The organism is Pseudomonas sp. MCal1, from assembly GCF_026341415.1.
Classification (GTDB): Bacteria; Pseudomonadota; Gammaproteobacteria; order Pseudomonadales; family Pseudomonadaceae; genus Aquipseudomonas.
The window spans coordinates 19,954-34,851 of sequence record NZ_JAKUMP010000020.1 but is presented as its reverse complement, the minus strand read 5'-3'; the positions used below and the strand labels follow the sequence as shown (position 1 = coordinate 34,851).

The 14,898-nt window shown below is 61.6% G+C and carries 12 protein-coding genes and 1 pseudogene; 4 read left to right on the top strand and 9 right to left on the bottom strand.

What is annotated here, in order from left to right; translation table 11 throughout:
* Positions 1 to 5: 5 nt before the first annotated feature.
* From MKZ87_RS26840 to MKZ87_RS26830, 3 genes are read right to left on the bottom strand one after another with little or no spacing between them, the layout of a single operon-like run.
* Positions 6 to 266: a phosphopantetheine-binding protein gene (locus MKZ87_RS26840; protein ID WP_085701087.1), complete on the bottom strand. Its 261-nt coding sequence runs from the start codon at positions 264 to 266 to the stop codon at positions 6 to 8.
* Positions 247 to 1,056, bottom strand: coding sequence for a lysophospholipid acyltransferase family protein (locus tag MKZ87_RS26835; protein ID WP_085704983.1), 810 nt, complete (start codon positions 1,054 to 1,056; stop codon positions 247 to 249). Before MKZ87_RS26835 ends, MKZ87_RS26840 begins: the two co-directional genes overlap by 20 nt.
* Positions 1,032 to 1,757: a beta-ketoacyl synthase chain length factor gene (locus MKZ87_RS26830; RefSeq protein ID WP_085704985.1), complete on the bottom strand. Its 726-nt coding sequence runs from the start codon at positions 1,755 to 1,757 to the stop codon at positions 1,032 to 1,034. The genes MKZ87_RS26835 and MKZ87_RS26830 overlap by 25 nt, the downstream gene beginning before the upstream one ends.
* Positions 1,758 to 2,127: 370 nt before the next feature.
* On the opposite strand from MKZ87_RS26830, the gene MKZ87_RS26825 reads away from it, so the two are divergent.
* Complete coding sequence (locus MKZ87_RS26825) at positions 2,128 to 2,898, top strand: ParA family protein (RefSeq protein WP_064382864.1); 771 nt, start codon at positions 2,128 to 2,130, stop codon at positions 2,896 to 2,898.
* A gap of 7 nt (positions 2,899 to 2,905) precedes the next feature.
* On the opposite strand, the gene trxC is transcribed toward MKZ87_RS26825, so the two are convergent.
* The 6 genes and pseudogenes from trxC to MKZ87_RS29175 form a co-directional block, all read right to left on the bottom strand.
* Positions 2,906 to 3,340, bottom strand: a complete 435-nt coding sequence (gene trxC, locus MKZ87_RS26820) for a thioredoxin TrxC (RefSeq protein ID WP_011332109.1) — start codon at positions 3,338 to 3,340, stop codon at positions 2,906 to 2,908.
* 81 nt (positions 3,341 to 3,421) lie between these two features.
* Positions 3,422 to 4,885, bottom strand: a complete 1,464-nt coding sequence (gene selO / locus MKZ87_RS26815; protein WP_085704987.1) for a protein adenylyltransferase SelO — start codon at positions 4,883 to 4,885, stop codon at positions 3,422 to 3,424.
* A 48-nt stretch (positions 4,886 to 4,933) separates the two neighbouring features.
* A complete protein-coding gene (gene mscK, locus MKZ87_RS26810) occupies positions 4,934 to 8,287 on the bottom strand; it encodes a mechanosensitive channel MscK (RefSeq protein ID WP_085701082.1) in 3,354 nt (1,117 codons plus the stop codon).
* A gap of 34 nt (positions 8,288 to 8,321) precedes the next feature.
* Entirely contained in the window at positions 8,322 to 10,064 is a 1,743-nt protein-coding gene (locus MKZ87_RS26805) for a potassium/proton antiporter (protein ID WP_085701081.1), read from the bottom strand.
* A 300-nt stretch (positions 10,065 to 10,364) separates the two neighbouring features.
* On the bottom strand, positions 10,365 to 11,228 hold the full coding sequence (locus MKZ87_RS29180; RefSeq protein WP_371857704.1) for a methyl-accepting chemotaxis protein: 864 nt from the start codon (positions 11,226 to 11,228) through the stop codon (positions 10,365 to 10,367).
* Positions 11,220 to 11,975: pseudogene (locus tag MKZ87_RS29175) on the bottom strand (MCP four helix bundle domain-containing protein); the annotation flags it as partial. The pseudogene MKZ87_RS29175 and the gene MKZ87_RS29180, both read right to left, overlap by 9 nt.
* A 295-nt stretch (positions 11,976 to 12,270) precedes the next feature.
* Between MKZ87_RS29175 and MKZ87_RS26795 the strand changes: the two are divergent.
* The 3 genes from MKZ87_RS26795 (at position 12,271) to MKZ87_RS26785 (ending at position 14,838) form a co-directional block, all read left to right on the top strand.
* Positions 12,271 to 12,501, top strand: coding sequence for a hypothetical protein (locus MKZ87_RS26795; RefSeq protein WP_085685455.1), 231 nt, complete (start codon positions 12,271 to 12,273; stop codon positions 12,499 to 12,501).
* Complete coding sequence (locus MKZ87_RS26790) at positions 12,498 to 12,800, top strand: cell division protein ZapA (RefSeq protein ID WP_085704991.1); 303 nt, start codon at positions 12,498 to 12,500, stop codon at positions 12,798 to 12,800. The genes MKZ87_RS26795 and MKZ87_RS26790 overlap by 4 nt, the downstream gene beginning before the upstream one ends.
* A gap of 100 nt (positions 12,801 to 12,900) precedes the next feature.
* A complete protein-coding gene (locus tag MKZ87_RS26785; protein ID WP_085701079.1) occupies positions 12,901 to 14,838 on the top strand; it encodes a methyl-accepting chemotaxis protein in 1,938 nt (645 codons plus the stop codon).
* Positions 14,839 to 14,898: the final 60 nt, after the last annotated feature.

Below are 14,898 nucleotides of genomic sequence, written 5' to 3'. Positions count from 1 at the left end.
CGGTCTCAAGCTGCCTGTTTTGCAGTGACGAACGCCGCAAGGCTCGCCACGTTGGTGAAATGGTTGCGGGTGTCCTTGGCGTCGGCGTCGATCTTGATGCCGTACTTTTTCTGAATCGCCAGGCCGAGCTCCAGAGCGTCGACGGAGTCCAGGCCCAGGCCTTCGCCGAACAGCGTCTGGTCGTCGCCGATGTCCTCTGCGCTGATGTCTTCGAGGCCCAGGGCGTCGATGATCAGCTCTTTGATGTCACGGTTTAGATCGCTCATCTTCGGCGAGCTCCTTGATAAAGAATTGGTGCAAATAGTCGTTGAGCTTGCGCGAAGCCTGCGGGGCAGGTCCCTGCGCGGCAAAAGTCTGTGGGTCTATATCGGCCCCGACGCGAAAACTGAAGTGCACGCGGCGACTGGGGATGCGATACCAGGGTTCGGCCTTGGTCAGGGTGGTCGGACTGACCTGGATGACCACCGGGGTGACGATTTTCGCACCGCGCAGTGCAATGGCCGCTGCGCCCCGATGAAAGGCTGGCGCCTGACCCGGTTGGGTGCGGGTGCCTTCGGGAAAAATGATCAGGGTCTGGCCGCTTTGCAGCGCGTTGGCGGCGGCATCGAGCATGTCCATGCTGCCGTCGTTGCTGATGTATTCGGTGCTGCGCAGCGGGCCACGGGTGAAGGGGTTTTCCCACAGGCTTTTCTTCACCACGCAGTTGGCCCGGCGCACCAGGCCGATCAGGAACACCACATCGATCAGCGACGGGTGATTGGCGATGATCATCTGCCCCGGACGGCCCAGACGTTCGGCGCCCTGGATGTCGTAGGTCAGCACGCCGGTACGGGCCATGAACCGAACGAAAAACCAGAACAGCCGGCTGACGGTCTGGCGCGCCCGCTCGCGATGCGCAATGGCGTCGCCCGGCAGGCAACCGAGCAATGGGAATACCAGCAGGCGCAGGCACAGGCCACCGAGCCCGAACAGGGCGAAGCTGGTGGCGGTGGCCAGCAGACGCCAGTAATAGGCATCGCGGTTTTTTCCGATTACAGGTTGCGTTGCCAGGTCCATAGACGAGTCTTCCAGGCATGTTGGCAATGGGGTTGCTGACCGAGCAGGGTTCGCAGCAGATTCAGTGCATGGGGCCACTGCGGTTTTGACACTGCTTGCGGGGCGCTGTTCAGGGTCAGCCGCCAGTCGGTACCGGGGGTGAGCAACAGCCCGACCGCATAGGGAAACGGAACGTCGTCGACCCACGTCGAATAGGCTTCGGGCGGTTGTTCCTCGGTGATCACCAGCAAAACTGCCGGGGCGCCTTCGTTGAGCAATGTGGCGGCTTCGAGCATGCCGTGTTCGAGGCCGTCGCCGGCCGCGGCGAGGGCGGTCATTTCGCTGGTTTCGCCGCGCATGATCGACCACAGGCCGATGATCGCGTTGTGCACCGACAGGCTGAACTGGGTCGGCGACAGCGGCTGTTCGTTAGCCAGATCGCTGAGGATTTCAAAGGTGCGCGGGGTTTCGCCATGCCGGGAGACAAAGACCAGCGGCAGATTTTCCCGACCGTCGGCCAGCGGCCAGCCGACGCTGAACGCCATCCGCGCCAGACGGCTGAGACGACGGCGCTGCATGGCCGGCAGAAACGACACATCGGGTGCGGCATCGCTGCTTTCGAGCACGACCGGTTGTCGGCTCCAGGCCTGCCAGGCTTCCACGCTGTCGAGCCCGGGAGCCCAGGCGCGCCATTGGGCGATGTTGAAGTTGATCACGGACATTTATCCCGCCCCTGCGGGCCGATTTGACGCGGTTTCGCCAACGTCGCCGCTGAGCTGATTTAGCCTGAAATGGCATGGCGCGTGGCGCCGGGTGGCGCGCATTATCCCGGTGCGACGAGTGTGTAGCAAATGCTGGTTACATTTTGCGCAGTGAAATGGACCGAATGGTACGCAGCAGAAAACTGTCACTTGGCCATTATCCAGATTGTCGGGTGTCTGTCTGTCGGGCGAATCGGCGATCAACGGGTGTCTTTGCCCCGTATTCATTGGGATATTGGCGCCTGACTCTGTAGTCCGTATCCATCGAGGTAGCGAACCGGCACCGGGCACCACTACACTCGGTCATTCTTTGATACACGGAGGTTTTGTCATGCGGCGCGTGGTGTTCAATCAGAAAGGTGGCGTGGGCAAATCCAGCATTGCCTGCAATCTGGCGGCGGTGAGCGCCAGCGAGGGTTATCGCACGCTGTTGGTGGACCTCGATGCCCAAGCCAACTCCACTCAGTATCTGACCGGGCTCACGGGTGATGACATTCCGATGGGCATTGCCGACTTCTTCAAGCAGACCCTGTCTTCCGGGCCGTTCTCGAAAAAGAATCAGGCGGATATCTACGAAACGCCGTTCGACAACCTGCACATCATCACCGCCACCGCCGAACTGGCCGACTTGCAACCCAAGCTCGAGGCCAAACACAAGATCAACAAGCTGCGAAAGCTGCTCGACGAATTGTCGGAAGATTACGACCGGATCTATCTGGATACGCCGCCGGCGCTGAATTTCTATGCGGTCTCGGCACTGATTGCCGCCGATCGGGTACTGATTCCCTTTGACTGCGACAGCTTCTCGCGTCAGGCCCTCTACGGTCTGATCGCCGAGATCGACGAGTTGAAGGAAGACCACAACGAAGGCCTGGAAGTCGAAGGCATTGTGGTCAACCAGTTCCAGGCCCGGGCCAGCCTGCCGCAGCAGATCCTCGACGAACTGATCGCCGAGGGCCTGCCGGTATTGCCGGTCTACCTCGCCAGCTCAGTGCGCATGCGCGAATCGCATCAGGCCAGTATGCCGCTGATCCATCTCGACCCGCGGCACAAGCTGACGCAGCAGTTCGTGGAACTGCACAACCTGCTCGAAGACGCCTGAAGCCTTGTCAGATGCCCTGGCTGCGCAGCCAGGCCATCAACTGCGGCAACGGGAAGGCCCCGCTCTGACGGGCCACTTCCCGGCCGTTGCGCAACAGAATCAGGCTCGGAATCGAACGAATCCCCAACTGCGCCGACAACTGCTGATTGGCCTCGCTGTCCAGCTTGGCCAGCCGGCACTTGCCTGCCAGCTGCGCAGCCGCCTGCTCGAACACCGGCGCAAACGACTTGCACGGCCCGCACCAGTCCGCCCACACGTCCACCAGCAACGGCAGATCGCCCTTGATCTGACTGGCGTAATCGCCTTGCTTGAGTTCAAACGGCTTGTTCAACAGCACTTCGGACTTGCAGCGGCCGCACTTCGGATGATCGTTGAGGCGCTCGGCGGGGATGCGGTTGAGGCCGTTGCAGGAGGGGCAGGGGATGAGGAGTGGGTCGGTCATGATCAGCTCAATGAATAAAACGGGATCGTACGACTGATCTGGAGCCGTACGGATCGATTATCAAGGTGCAGTCGTTCCCGCTTACGACGAACAACTGATCTCCAGATGCTTGCCCCACTCCGGCGGCCGTTCCGCATAGCTTTCCATTCCAGGCTGTTCCTCGAATGGATTGCTCAACACCGCATGCAGCCGCCGTACCTCGGAGTAGTCACCCTGCTCGGCCGCATCAATCGCCTTCTGCGCCAGATAATTGCGCAGGATGTACAGCGGGTTCACCGCATGCATCCGCGCACGGCGCTGTTCCTGATCGGTCGCGCCGTCGCGTGCGACACGGGCGACATAACGCTCGCCCCAGGCATCGAAACCTTTGATATCGACGAAGTCATCGCGCAGGCGAGCGACGGCCCGCTCGGCTGACTCTTCGCCCAGGCGGCGGAAGAACAGCGTGTAGTCGACGCCGCTGTTCTGCATCAGTTGCAGCAGTTGCTCCAGCAACTGCTGGTCGTCGTCCTCGGCGGTGATGAAGCCGAAACGGCGGCGCATCAGGTCGAGGTAGTGCGCCTGGAACAGTGGCAGGTACAGGCCGAGCGTTTCGCGCAGGGCTTCGACGCTGATGAACGGCGTCAGGGCCTGGGCCAGGGCGCTGAGGTTCCACTGGCCGACCGGTACCTGATTGCTGAAGGAGTAGCGGCCCTGATCATCGGAGTGGTTGCAGATGAAGTTCGCGTCGAAATCGTCGAGGAAGGCGAACGGGCCGAAGTCGAAGGTAATGCCGAGGATCGACATGTTGTCGGTGTTCATCACCCCGTGGCAAAAACCGTAGGCCTGCCATTTGGCGATCAATTCGGCGTTGCGTTCGACGATCTCGCGGAACATCGCCAGATACGGTTCCGGCTGTTCCAGGCATTCGGGGTAGTGCATCGCCAGCACGTGCTCGCCGAGCTGCTTCTGCTGTTCGGGACGCTTGGTGTAATAGAAATATTCGAAATGGCCGAAGCGAATGTGGCTCGGCGCCAGGCGCAGCACCATCGCGGCGCGCTCCTGTTTCTCACGCCAGACCGGAGTGTCGGAGCCGATCACGCAGGCGGCGCGTGACGAGGGGATATTCAGCGCATGCAGCGCTTCGGAAGCGAGAAACTCGCGGATCGACGAACGCAGCACCGCGCGACCGTCGCCCATGCGCGAAAACGGTGTCTGCCCGGCGCCCTTCAAATGCAAGTCCCAGTGCTCGCCGGCTTCGTTATAGACCTCGCCCAGCAATAGCCCACGACCATCGCCCAGTTGCGGCGTATACCCGCCGAATTGATGCCCGGAATAAACCATCGCCCGTGGCTCGGCATCGGCCCACAACTTGTGGCCGCCGAACAATTCAGCGAATTCCCGGGTGTCAGCCGCCGCCGGTTGCAGATCCAGCAGCGCGAGGGCCGCCGGGCTGGCGACCACCAGTCGAGGATTGTCGATCGGTTCGGGCAGCACATGGGCCGAGAACGCGTCGCCCAGGCGGGCGAAGCGGTTGTCGAAGGTCAGTTCGTCGAGGGCTTTCAAGGGCCGGCTCCAGCAGAATGTCCGAGCATTCTGCTGGGATTAGTCCGGTTAGTCGAGTTTGGCGGGCGGCGGCTCTTGCAGCGGTTTTTGCTCGTCGCTGACCGGGACGATGGTTTTGGTTTCCGGCTCGATCGGCACCATCTTGTATTCCTGGCCGTGCAGGTTCTTCAGGTACACCTCCATCTGCCGGAACGAGATGTTGATGTGCTGCTTCTTGAACTCACGGTTGATGAAGCGGTTGACCTCGTCGAGCACCGGGTTGCGGTCACCGAGGTCGCGCACATGCATGCGCAGTTCATGATCGAGAGTGCTTTCGCCGAAGTTGAGGAAGTACACGTGCGGCTCGGGTTCCTTGAGCACGCGCGGGTTTTCCCGGGCGGCCTTGAGCAGCAGTTCCTTGACCAGATCCAGATCCGAACCGTAATCCACGCCGAGTTTCAGGGTCACCCGGGTGATGGTGTCGGTCAGCGACCAGTTGATCAGTTGCCCGGTGATGAACGTCTTGTTCGGGACAATGATGTCCTTGCGGTCGAAGTCGGTGATGGTCGTGGCGCGGATGCGGATCTTGCTCACCGTGCCCGACAGGTTGCCGATAGTGATGGTGTCGCCGATCCGCACCGGGCGCTCGAACAGGATCATGATGCCGGAGATGAAGTTCGCGAAGATCTCCTGCATGCCGAAACCGAGGCCCACAGAGAGCGCCGCCACCAGCCACTGCAACTTGTCCCAGCTCACGCCGAGGGTCGACAGGGTCGAGACGAAACCGACCCCGGCGATCACGTACGACAGCAGCGTCGTGGTCGCGTAGGCACTGCCCTGGGCCAGATTGAGTTTCGACAGTACGAACACTTCCAGCAGGCCCGGCAAGTTGCGGGCGAGCGCAAAGGTAATGCCGATGATGATCAGCGCGCCGAGCATGTCGCCGATGCTGATCGGCACCATGCTCATGTTGGCGCCGGTGCCGCTGGTGTATTCGTAGAGGGTGATGTTGTCGAGGTACGAGAACACGGTGATCAGGTCGGCCCAGACCCAGTACAGCGCGGCGATGAAACCGCCGAGCAGGGCCAGGCGGATCAGGCGCAGGGACTGTTCGTTGACCTTCTCGATGTCCAGGGTTGGCTCTTCGATCACCGCTTCGCCATCGCCGGCTTCCTTCGCAGCCTGACGTTTGGCCAGGGCGCGCTGGTAAGCCAGGCGGCGGGCCGCGACCGCCAGACCACGGACGAAAGTGGCCTCGATCACCAGCCAGAACATCAGCAGATACAGCGTGTTGATCAAACGGTCGCTGAGCTTCAGCGCGGTGTAGTAGTAGCCGAAGCACACAGCGACGAACAGCGCGATAGGCAGCAGGGTGAACATCACGCCTACGGCCTTGCGGAACAGCGAGGCGTTTTCATGGGTCGGGCTGCTGATCAGCAGGCGGCTGAGCAGCCATGCCATCAGGGCGTAGCAGGTCAGCACCACCGGCATGCCGATGACGTCGTCGGCCAGCGCCGCCGGTTGCAACTCGGCAACCGCCACCACCGCCACCAGTGCCATGACCACCAGTCCGAGGCGACGGACCCAGCCTTGCAGGAATTCGACCTGCGGCTTTTCCCAGCGGAAGTGCAATTCGGCCACGCCGCCCGGCGCGAGGATCCGGTAAGCGGTGTAGAACACCAGCCATGCCTGGGCCATTTGCAGCAGCGCCGCGCCCATGTTGGCGTTCTGCCCGCGGGCGTCGATCTGCAACGCCAGCCCGCACAGGGCCAGGCCCAGCGCCACCGGCATCGCCAGCAAAATATTGATCAGAATCGCCTGCGGCGTGTGCCACTGGCTGTCACGTTTGAAGTGACCGATGTCCTGGTGAACCTTGTTCAGGCGCGAATACAACTGCTTGCGGCGCCACAGCAACGCGCCGATCAACAGCGCCAGCGGCAGGAACAACAGCGGTCGCTGGGTCAGGCCGTCGGTCAGTTCACTGAAGCTTGAGGCCAGTGGCAAGGTGTCGATCTGACGCTTGAGGCGTTCCGGCACGCCGCGCATCCATTCGGCGTCCAGTGGCTTGTTGCTCGGAATCCAGAACATCTGCTCGTCGAGCGTCGCACGCAGGCTCTGCGCGGTGCTCAGCAGTTGTTTCTGGTTCAGTTGCAGGGTGATCGACTCGTTGAGCATCGCGCTCAGTTCGCGGTTCAGACGCTCCAGCAGGTCGGCGCGGGTGTTGGCCAGTTCCAGCAGGCTTTTGCGCAGTTGCGGCGTGACTTGCTCCGGCGGCTGGGTGGACAGGAGGTTGTCGACGTAAGCCGTCGGGTTGCTCAGCAGTTCTCGCTGCTGGCTGACTTCGAACTGATACAGACGAATATCGGCGATCTGGTCCGCCAGGTCGCGATCGACCTTGAGGCGTGGCAGGGCCTGTTTCTGTTTATAGAGAATCTTCGACAGCAGCAGGCTGCCCTTGAGCACGTTGATCTGCTCGTCGAGGGCCGAATCGCTCTGGGTCACGCTGTCCAGTTGCTGTTTGGTCTGCAGGTTCTGCTGGGTGACTTCGTTGAGGCGGTCGGTGCTCTTGAGCAGATAGTCGGAGAGCTTGAGGTTGGCCGCGCTTTCGGTGGCGAGCAGGGTACTGCTGCCGGACTTCTGCGCCTCGATCGATTGCTGGGTCACGGTCTCTTGAGACAGGGCCAGACGCTTCTGGTTGATCAGGGTTTGCAGTTCCTGGATCTCGCGGTCCAGGCGGTCGGATTTCTCCGAGAGCAGGTCATGCTGACTGTTGCCCAGATCCTGCAACTGGTTGTTGCCGGCCAGTTCCTGCCGACGCAGCGGGATCAGCGCGTTCAGGGCGGCCAGCTCGGCGTTGAGCTGGTCGCGTTGCTCGGCGCTCAGGGGCTTGCCGCCGTCCTTGCCGGTCTTGAGGATGTTGTTGATCTGCTGGATGCGCGTCTGGCTGCTGGAGATCTCGGCCTGGGCGCGCTCGGGGCGGGTCTGGGCGGTGATGATCAGGCTGTTGGCTTCGGCCAGGGCCTTTTGCAGATCGCTTTGCTGGGTCGAGCGCTCGGTGAGCATCTGCTCCAGCTGCTGGATGTTTTCCTTGGGGAAGCGCTGCGCCACCGGCACCACGGCGCTGGCCTTGAGGCGGGTCAGTTCGCGGGTGTTCTCGATGGTTTGCTTCGGTGCCGAGGCCAGTTGCTGCTTGAGATCGATCAGCTTCTGCTCGTAGTCACGCCGGTTATTGAGCTGGTTCAGCGTGTTTTGCAGGACCGTTTGCAGGGTCTTTTTATCGGCGTCGGGCAGTTTGCTGTCGGCGATCTTGTCCAGACTGGCCTGCACGGCTTCGCTGGACGGCGGTTCGGCGGCTTGGAGCGGGCCGACAGTAAGACTCAGGCCCAGCAGGGCCGCGACGAAAAAGGAGCGCAGGGTAGGCATAGAGACCGGTCAAGCAAGTTGGAGTGGACGCAGTTTAGAGGAAGAGCCCGGGGCCTGGGCGACTTCCTTCGGGAAATCTGACGCCCACTTTGCCGATCTTGTTCCCGTCCATGACCGCAACCGTCCAGTGGGTGTTGTTCCATTCCACCTGGTCGCCAACGATCGGTGCACCGCCGACTTTCTGAGCAATGAAGTGGCCCAGGGTCATGTCCGGGTCGATGCCTTCGGCGGGCAGGCCGTACAGGGCGGCAACGGCTTTGAGCTGGGCGTCTCCTTCAAGTACGAAGTCGCCGAAGAAGCGCAGGTCGAGGCCGCGTTGCGGCGCCTGGCTGAACAGTTTTCCGAGGGCCGGAAGGTTGTGTTCATGGCCGATAACACACAGCAAATCATCGACTTCCAGCACCGTACTACCCGACGGATGGAGCAGTTGCTGACCGCGAAACAGGGCTGCGATACGGGTGCCTTCGGGCATTTTCAGTTCGCGCAGGGGCGAACCGATGCACCATTTTTCCGCGCCGAGCTTGTAGACGAACAGTTCCCACTCGCTGGTGACGTGTACTTCGAGGGCGGCGCGGGAGATTGGTGCCGGCTCCGGCGGTACTGTCACCTTGAGCAGCTTGGCCACCCACGGCAGGCTCGTGCCCTGCACCAGCAGCGACACCAGCACGATAAAGAAGGCGAGGTTGAAGTACAGCTGCGCATTCGGCAGCCCGGCCATCAGCGGGAACACCGCCAGAATGATCGGCACCGCGCCACGCAGGCCGACCCAGGAAATGAAGGCTTTTTCGCGGCCATGGAAGGCCTTGAACGGCAGCAGCCCGACTACCACCGACAGCGGCCGTGCGAACAGGATCATCCACAGCGCCAGGCCTAGGGCAGGCAAGGCGATCGGCAGCAAGTCATGCGGGGTGACCAGCAGGCCCAGCACCAGGAACATGCCGATCTGCGCCAGCCACGCCATGCCGTCGAGCATGTGCAGAATGCCGTGACGGCTGCGCACCGGGCGGTTGCCGATCACCAGGCCGCACAGGTACACGGCGAGGAAGCCGCTGCCGTGCAGGGCGTTGGTCAGGGCGAACACCACCAGACCGCCGGCGATCACCAGAATCGGATACAGGCCGGCAGCCAGATTGATCCGGTTGACCAGTTGCAGCATCAGCCAGCCGCCGCCGAGGCCGATCACGCCACCGATGCCGAACTCGCGGATCAGGTGGGTCAGCAGGCTCCAGTGCAGGCCGGTCTGGCCGCTGGCGAGCATGTCGATCAGGGTCACGGTGAGGAACACTGCCATCGGGTCGTTGCTGCCGGACTCGATTTCCAGACTGGCGGTCACCCGCTCGTTCAGGCCCTTGCCACCGAGCAGTGAGAACACCGCCGCGGCATCTGTGGAACCGACGATGGCGCCGATCAGCAGGCCTTGGATCAGATTAAGGTCGAACAGCCACGCGGCGGCCATGCCGGTGAGGCCGGTGGTGATAAGGACGCCGACCGTGGCCAGCGACAAGGCCGGCCACAGGGCCACGCGGAAACTCGACACCCGGGTGCGCAATCCGCCGTCGAGCAGGATCACTGCCAGTGCGAGGTTGCCGACCAGATAGGCCGTCGGGTAGTTATCGAAAATGATGCCGCCGCCATCGACCCCGGCAGTCATGCCGACTGCAAGGATGATCACCAGAATCGGGATGCCGAGACGGGAGGAAAGGGAGCTGACAAGAATGCTTGCGCCTACCAGCAACGCGCCGATCAAGAACAGGCTGTTGATGGTCGTCGCATTCAAAGGCAGTACTCCAGAAGCGGAAAGACGGGCACAAACTGACCATGCAGTCTGCGTGCCAGCGATTCTAACCTGTTGAAATGTGATGCTGTCAAAAAGGTTTTGTACCAGAGGAGGCGATCGTTCCCACGTCGAGGCGTCGAACCGTCCGCGTGGGAATGCTTCAATGGACGCTCTGCGTCCGCTTCTGGGACGCAGAGCGTCCCGGGCTGCATTCCCACGCAGAGCGTGGGAACGATCAACGCAGAGGGCGACTGTATTCCCACGCAGACGGTTCGACGTGGGAACGATCAACGCGGAGGATTAGAGGCTAAACCGCCCAACCATATTGTTCAGATCCAGCGCCAGACGCGACAGTTCGTTACTCGCCGCACTGGTCTGATTCGCGCCGGTCGCCGATTGCACCGACAGATCGCGGATGTTCACCAGGTTGCGATCCACTTCCCGCGCCACTTGCGCCTGTTCTTCGGCGGCGCTGGCGATCACCAGATTGCGCTCGTTGATTTCCACGATGGCGGTGTTGATGGTGTCCAGCGACAGGCCGGCGCCACGGGCGATGTTCAGGGTCGACTCGGCGCGCTCGGTGCTGTTGCGCATCGAATCCACCGCGTGTTCGGTGCCGCTCTGGATGCTGCCGATCATGCGCTCGATTTCACTGGTCGACTGCTGGGTGCGATGCGCCAGGGCCCGCACTTCGTCAGCCACCACGGCAAAACCACGACCGGCCTCACCGGCACGGGCCGCTTCAATCGCAGCGTTGAGTGCCAGCAGGTTGGTCTGGTCGGCCAGGCCGCGAATCACGTCCAGCACCTTGCCGATATCGCGGGATTCGTTGGCCAGATCGCCGATCAGGGTCGCAGTGCTTTGCACGTCGGCGCTCATGCGTTCGATGGCGCTGACGGTTTCCTGCACCAGATCGCGGCCGTCGCCGGCGGAGGTGGTGGCATTCTTCGAAGCTTCGGACGTGCTGACGGCGTTGCGCGCGACTTCTTCAACAGCGCTGGTCATTTCGTTGACCGCAGTGGCGGCCTGCTCGATTTCGTTGTTCTGCTGGGTCAGGCCACGGGCGCTTTCGTCGGTGACGCTGTTCAGCTCTTCGGCGGCGGACGCCAGTTGCGTAGCCGAGCCGGAAATCCGCTGCAGGGTATCGCGCAGTTTCGACTGCATCTTGGCCATGGCCGCCAGCAGGCGTCCGGCTTCGTCGCTGCCATCCACATGGATCGGCTGGGTCAGGTTGCCTTCGGCGATGGTTTCCGCGGCATCCAGTGCCTTGGCGATCGGCTTGGTGATGCTGACGGTCAGCAGCCAGGCGAACAGCAAGGTCAGGCCGGTGGCAATCACCAGCAGCGTCACCACCAGATTGAACGACATCGAATACTGATCAGTGGCGCCCTGATTGGTCTCGGCGATCTGTTGGGTGTTGATCTCCAGCAAACGCGCGAGGGCGGTATTCACCGCTTCGGAATTGGCGAGCAAATCGCTGTTGAGCATCTGCCGCAATTCGTCGACCTGATTGTTGCGCGACAGAGTCTTCATGCGGTCTTCGAGTTGACGGTACTGCGCCAGCAACTGCACGTACTGATCGTAAGCCGCGCGTTCTTGCGGGCCTTCGATCAGCGGCTCGTAGGCGCGTTGCGCGTCGGCGATCTGCCGGTTGCGCAAATCGAACAGCTCGATGGTTTTTTGCTGGACGTCTGGCTCACGGTTGATCAGCAACCGATACGACAGCACGCGCAGGCGCAGGGTCAACTGGGTGAATTCGTCCAGGGCCTTGATCGAAGGCACGCTGGCGGTGGCGATGTCTTCGCCTGCTGCGCGGATCTTGCTCATCTGGTTCAGGGCGAATATGCCGAGAATCAGCATCAGGCCGCCGATCAGGGCAAAACCGGTGAACGCCCGGGGGGCGATGTTCATATTGCGAAGGGACATGGAGGCGGATACCAAAGAAGGGCCGCATCCGTGCGGGCTGAGACTGCTGTTGGGTGACTTATCGGTCATACGACTAAAGTCTTGAGTCGGTGTGCGTATTTGTCGCATCCGCACGCAAGCGACGAAGTGCAGGAACCAGATCGGCAGATCACAGTCTCTAAGACTCGCGAGAACGGTCGAGCCGCCAGGAAAATCAAGGCCTTGCGCCGGTTTAATCCTGGCATCCACGACGACTTTTCTTTATCGTACGCGCCCTTTGAAAAACGCTTGGAATATCAAAATGTTGGAAGCATCCCTCAGCCAATTGGAACAGCTCGTCAGCGATCTGGTGCAACAGAACCAGACCCTGTCGGAAACCAACCAGACCCTGTCCACGGAACTGGCCCGGGCCAAGGATGAAAACGAGAGCCTGCAACTGAGCCTGATGGAACAGGAAGAAAAGCACGGCGCCACCGCCGCACGCATCCAGGCCCTGGTTGATCGCGTCAACGCCGGTCCTGTCAGCGCATGAACCACGGCACAGCAGGGGTAAAAGTCATCTCCATCATGGGGGAGGACTATTCGATCAAGGCACCGGCCGGGGAAGAACAGACCCTGCTGGACGCCGCCTTGATGCTCAAGGCCGCACTGGCCGACACCAAGCGCAAATACCCGACTCTGATCGGCGACCGCCTGCTGGTGCTGGCGGCGATGAATCTGTGCTCGCAGCAGATTGAAATTAAGAAGCAGCATCAGGAAGAACTCGAGCGTTACCAAGAGCAAGTCAGCGCCACGGTCGAGACCATCGCCAAGACCATCAATCAGGGTTGATGGGGTTGCGCACAACCAAAGAATAAGATTGTCGATTGAGCTGTATACAATCGGCACGGCTGTTGCAGTGTTTCAGCCTCTTATTCTTTGGGGGTGCTCCATGCAGTTCTGGCGTCGCAGTATTCAATGGCAGCTGATCCTCGGCATGGGCACCGCTCTGCTGGTCAGCATCTTGATCGTGGTTGGCATTTATACCCTGGTGGTCAACCGCCTCGCCCAGAGCTATCTGGTCGAACAGGCGTTGCCGTCGAGCATCGAAGCGACGCGCAACGACATCGAACGTATCCTCGTTCAACCCCTCACCGCCGCCAAAGACATCGCCAGCAACACCATGGTCCGCGACTGGCTGGCCAATGGTGAAGACTCCGGCAAAACGGCCGGCTTCGCACAGTATCTGGAAGGTATCCGCGCCGAACACAAGGCTTTCACGGCGCTGATCATCGGCACCGAATCCAATCACTACATCACCGAAAAAGGCCTGGATCGCACCCTCAGTCGCGACAAACCGGCCGATGCGTGGTTCTACTCGTTTCTCGACAGCAACCAGCCTCGAACTCTCAACATCGACAACGACGGGGCTACCGGAGAGCTGGCGCTGTTCATCGACTTGAAGGTGGAGCAGGCCGGCAAAGTGGTCGGCGTTGCGGGGCTCGGGCTGAGCATGAAAGAGCTGTCCGAGCTGATCCACAACTTCAGTTTCGGCGAACGCGGCAAGGTCTATCTCGTGCGTTCCGACGGTTTGATTCAGGTTCATCCCGAGGCACAGTTCAGCGGCAAACGCACCCTCACGGAGCAGATCGGCGCCAATGCGGCGCAAGCGGTCATGGGCCACAAAGTAGCGACCAACAGCAGCTTCCAGCGCGATGGCGAAGACTTCCTCGCCTTCAGCCTGCCTTTGCGCGACCTCGGCTGGACCCTGGTGGCCGAAGTGCCACAGTCGCAGATCTACGCCGAAGCCCGCCGGGCGATGTGGATGAGCAGCGGTATCGGTCTGGCCGTGGCGGTTGTTTGTCTGGCGCTGGTGATCTGGCTGGCCCAGGGATTGGTGCGACCGATTCGTCAGGTAACAGCGGCACTGGTAGCAATCGGTAGCGGTGGTGGAGATTTGACTCACCGGTTAGATTCCAGCCGCGCCGATGAACTGGGCGACCTCGCTCGGGGCTTCAACCGTTTCCTCGACAGCCAGCGCGGGATGATCGGCGAAGTGCTGACCACCAGCGAGCGTCTGCGCGTTGCCGTCGGCCAGGTGGCCAGGGTTGTGGATAACACCGCCGAACGCTCGGGTCGCCAGCAGGAAATGACCGATATGGTCGCCACCGCCGTCCACGAAATGGGCCTGACCGTGCAGGAGATCGCCCAGAATGCCGGTAACGCGGCGCTCGCCTCGCAAACCGCCCGCGATGAAGCGATGCAGGCGCGGGAAGTGGTCGGCGGGTCGATTCGCCATATAGAAAGCATGTCCGATGAAATCGGCGTTGCTGCCGGCGCGGTAGGTGAACTGGCGCATCAGGTGGCGTCGATCGATCAGGTGCTGGCGGTGATTCGCGGGGTGTCCGAGCAGACCAATCTGTTGGCGTTGAACGCGGCGATCGAGGCGGCGCGGGCCGGGGACATGGGGCGTGGTTTTGCGGTGGTGGCTGATGAAGTGCGGACGCTGGCGCGCCGCACTCAGGCGTCTACCGACGAGATTCAGCAGATGATCGGCAGCCTCAAGCAGGGGGCGGAGAATGCGGTGTCATCGATGCGCACCGGCCAGGCCGCGACGGGCACCGGCGTTGAATCGAGTCAGCGTACCGGGGCGTCACTGACCGCGATTACCGGGCAGGTCGAGCGCATCAGCGACATGAACCATCAAGTCGCGACGGCGACAGAGGAGCAGTCGGCGGTGACCGAAGAGATCAACCGCAATGTGCAGGGGATTTCCGATCTGGCGCGGGCCACGGCGGGCGAGGTTCGCGCTTGTCGTGAGGATTGTCAGATGTTGCAGCGGCTGGCGGATGATCTGGCGCGGCAGATGGGTGGGTTCAAACTGAGCTGACTGATCGTTCCCTGTCGAGGCACTGATCGTTCCCACGCTCCGCGTGGGAATGCAGCCCGG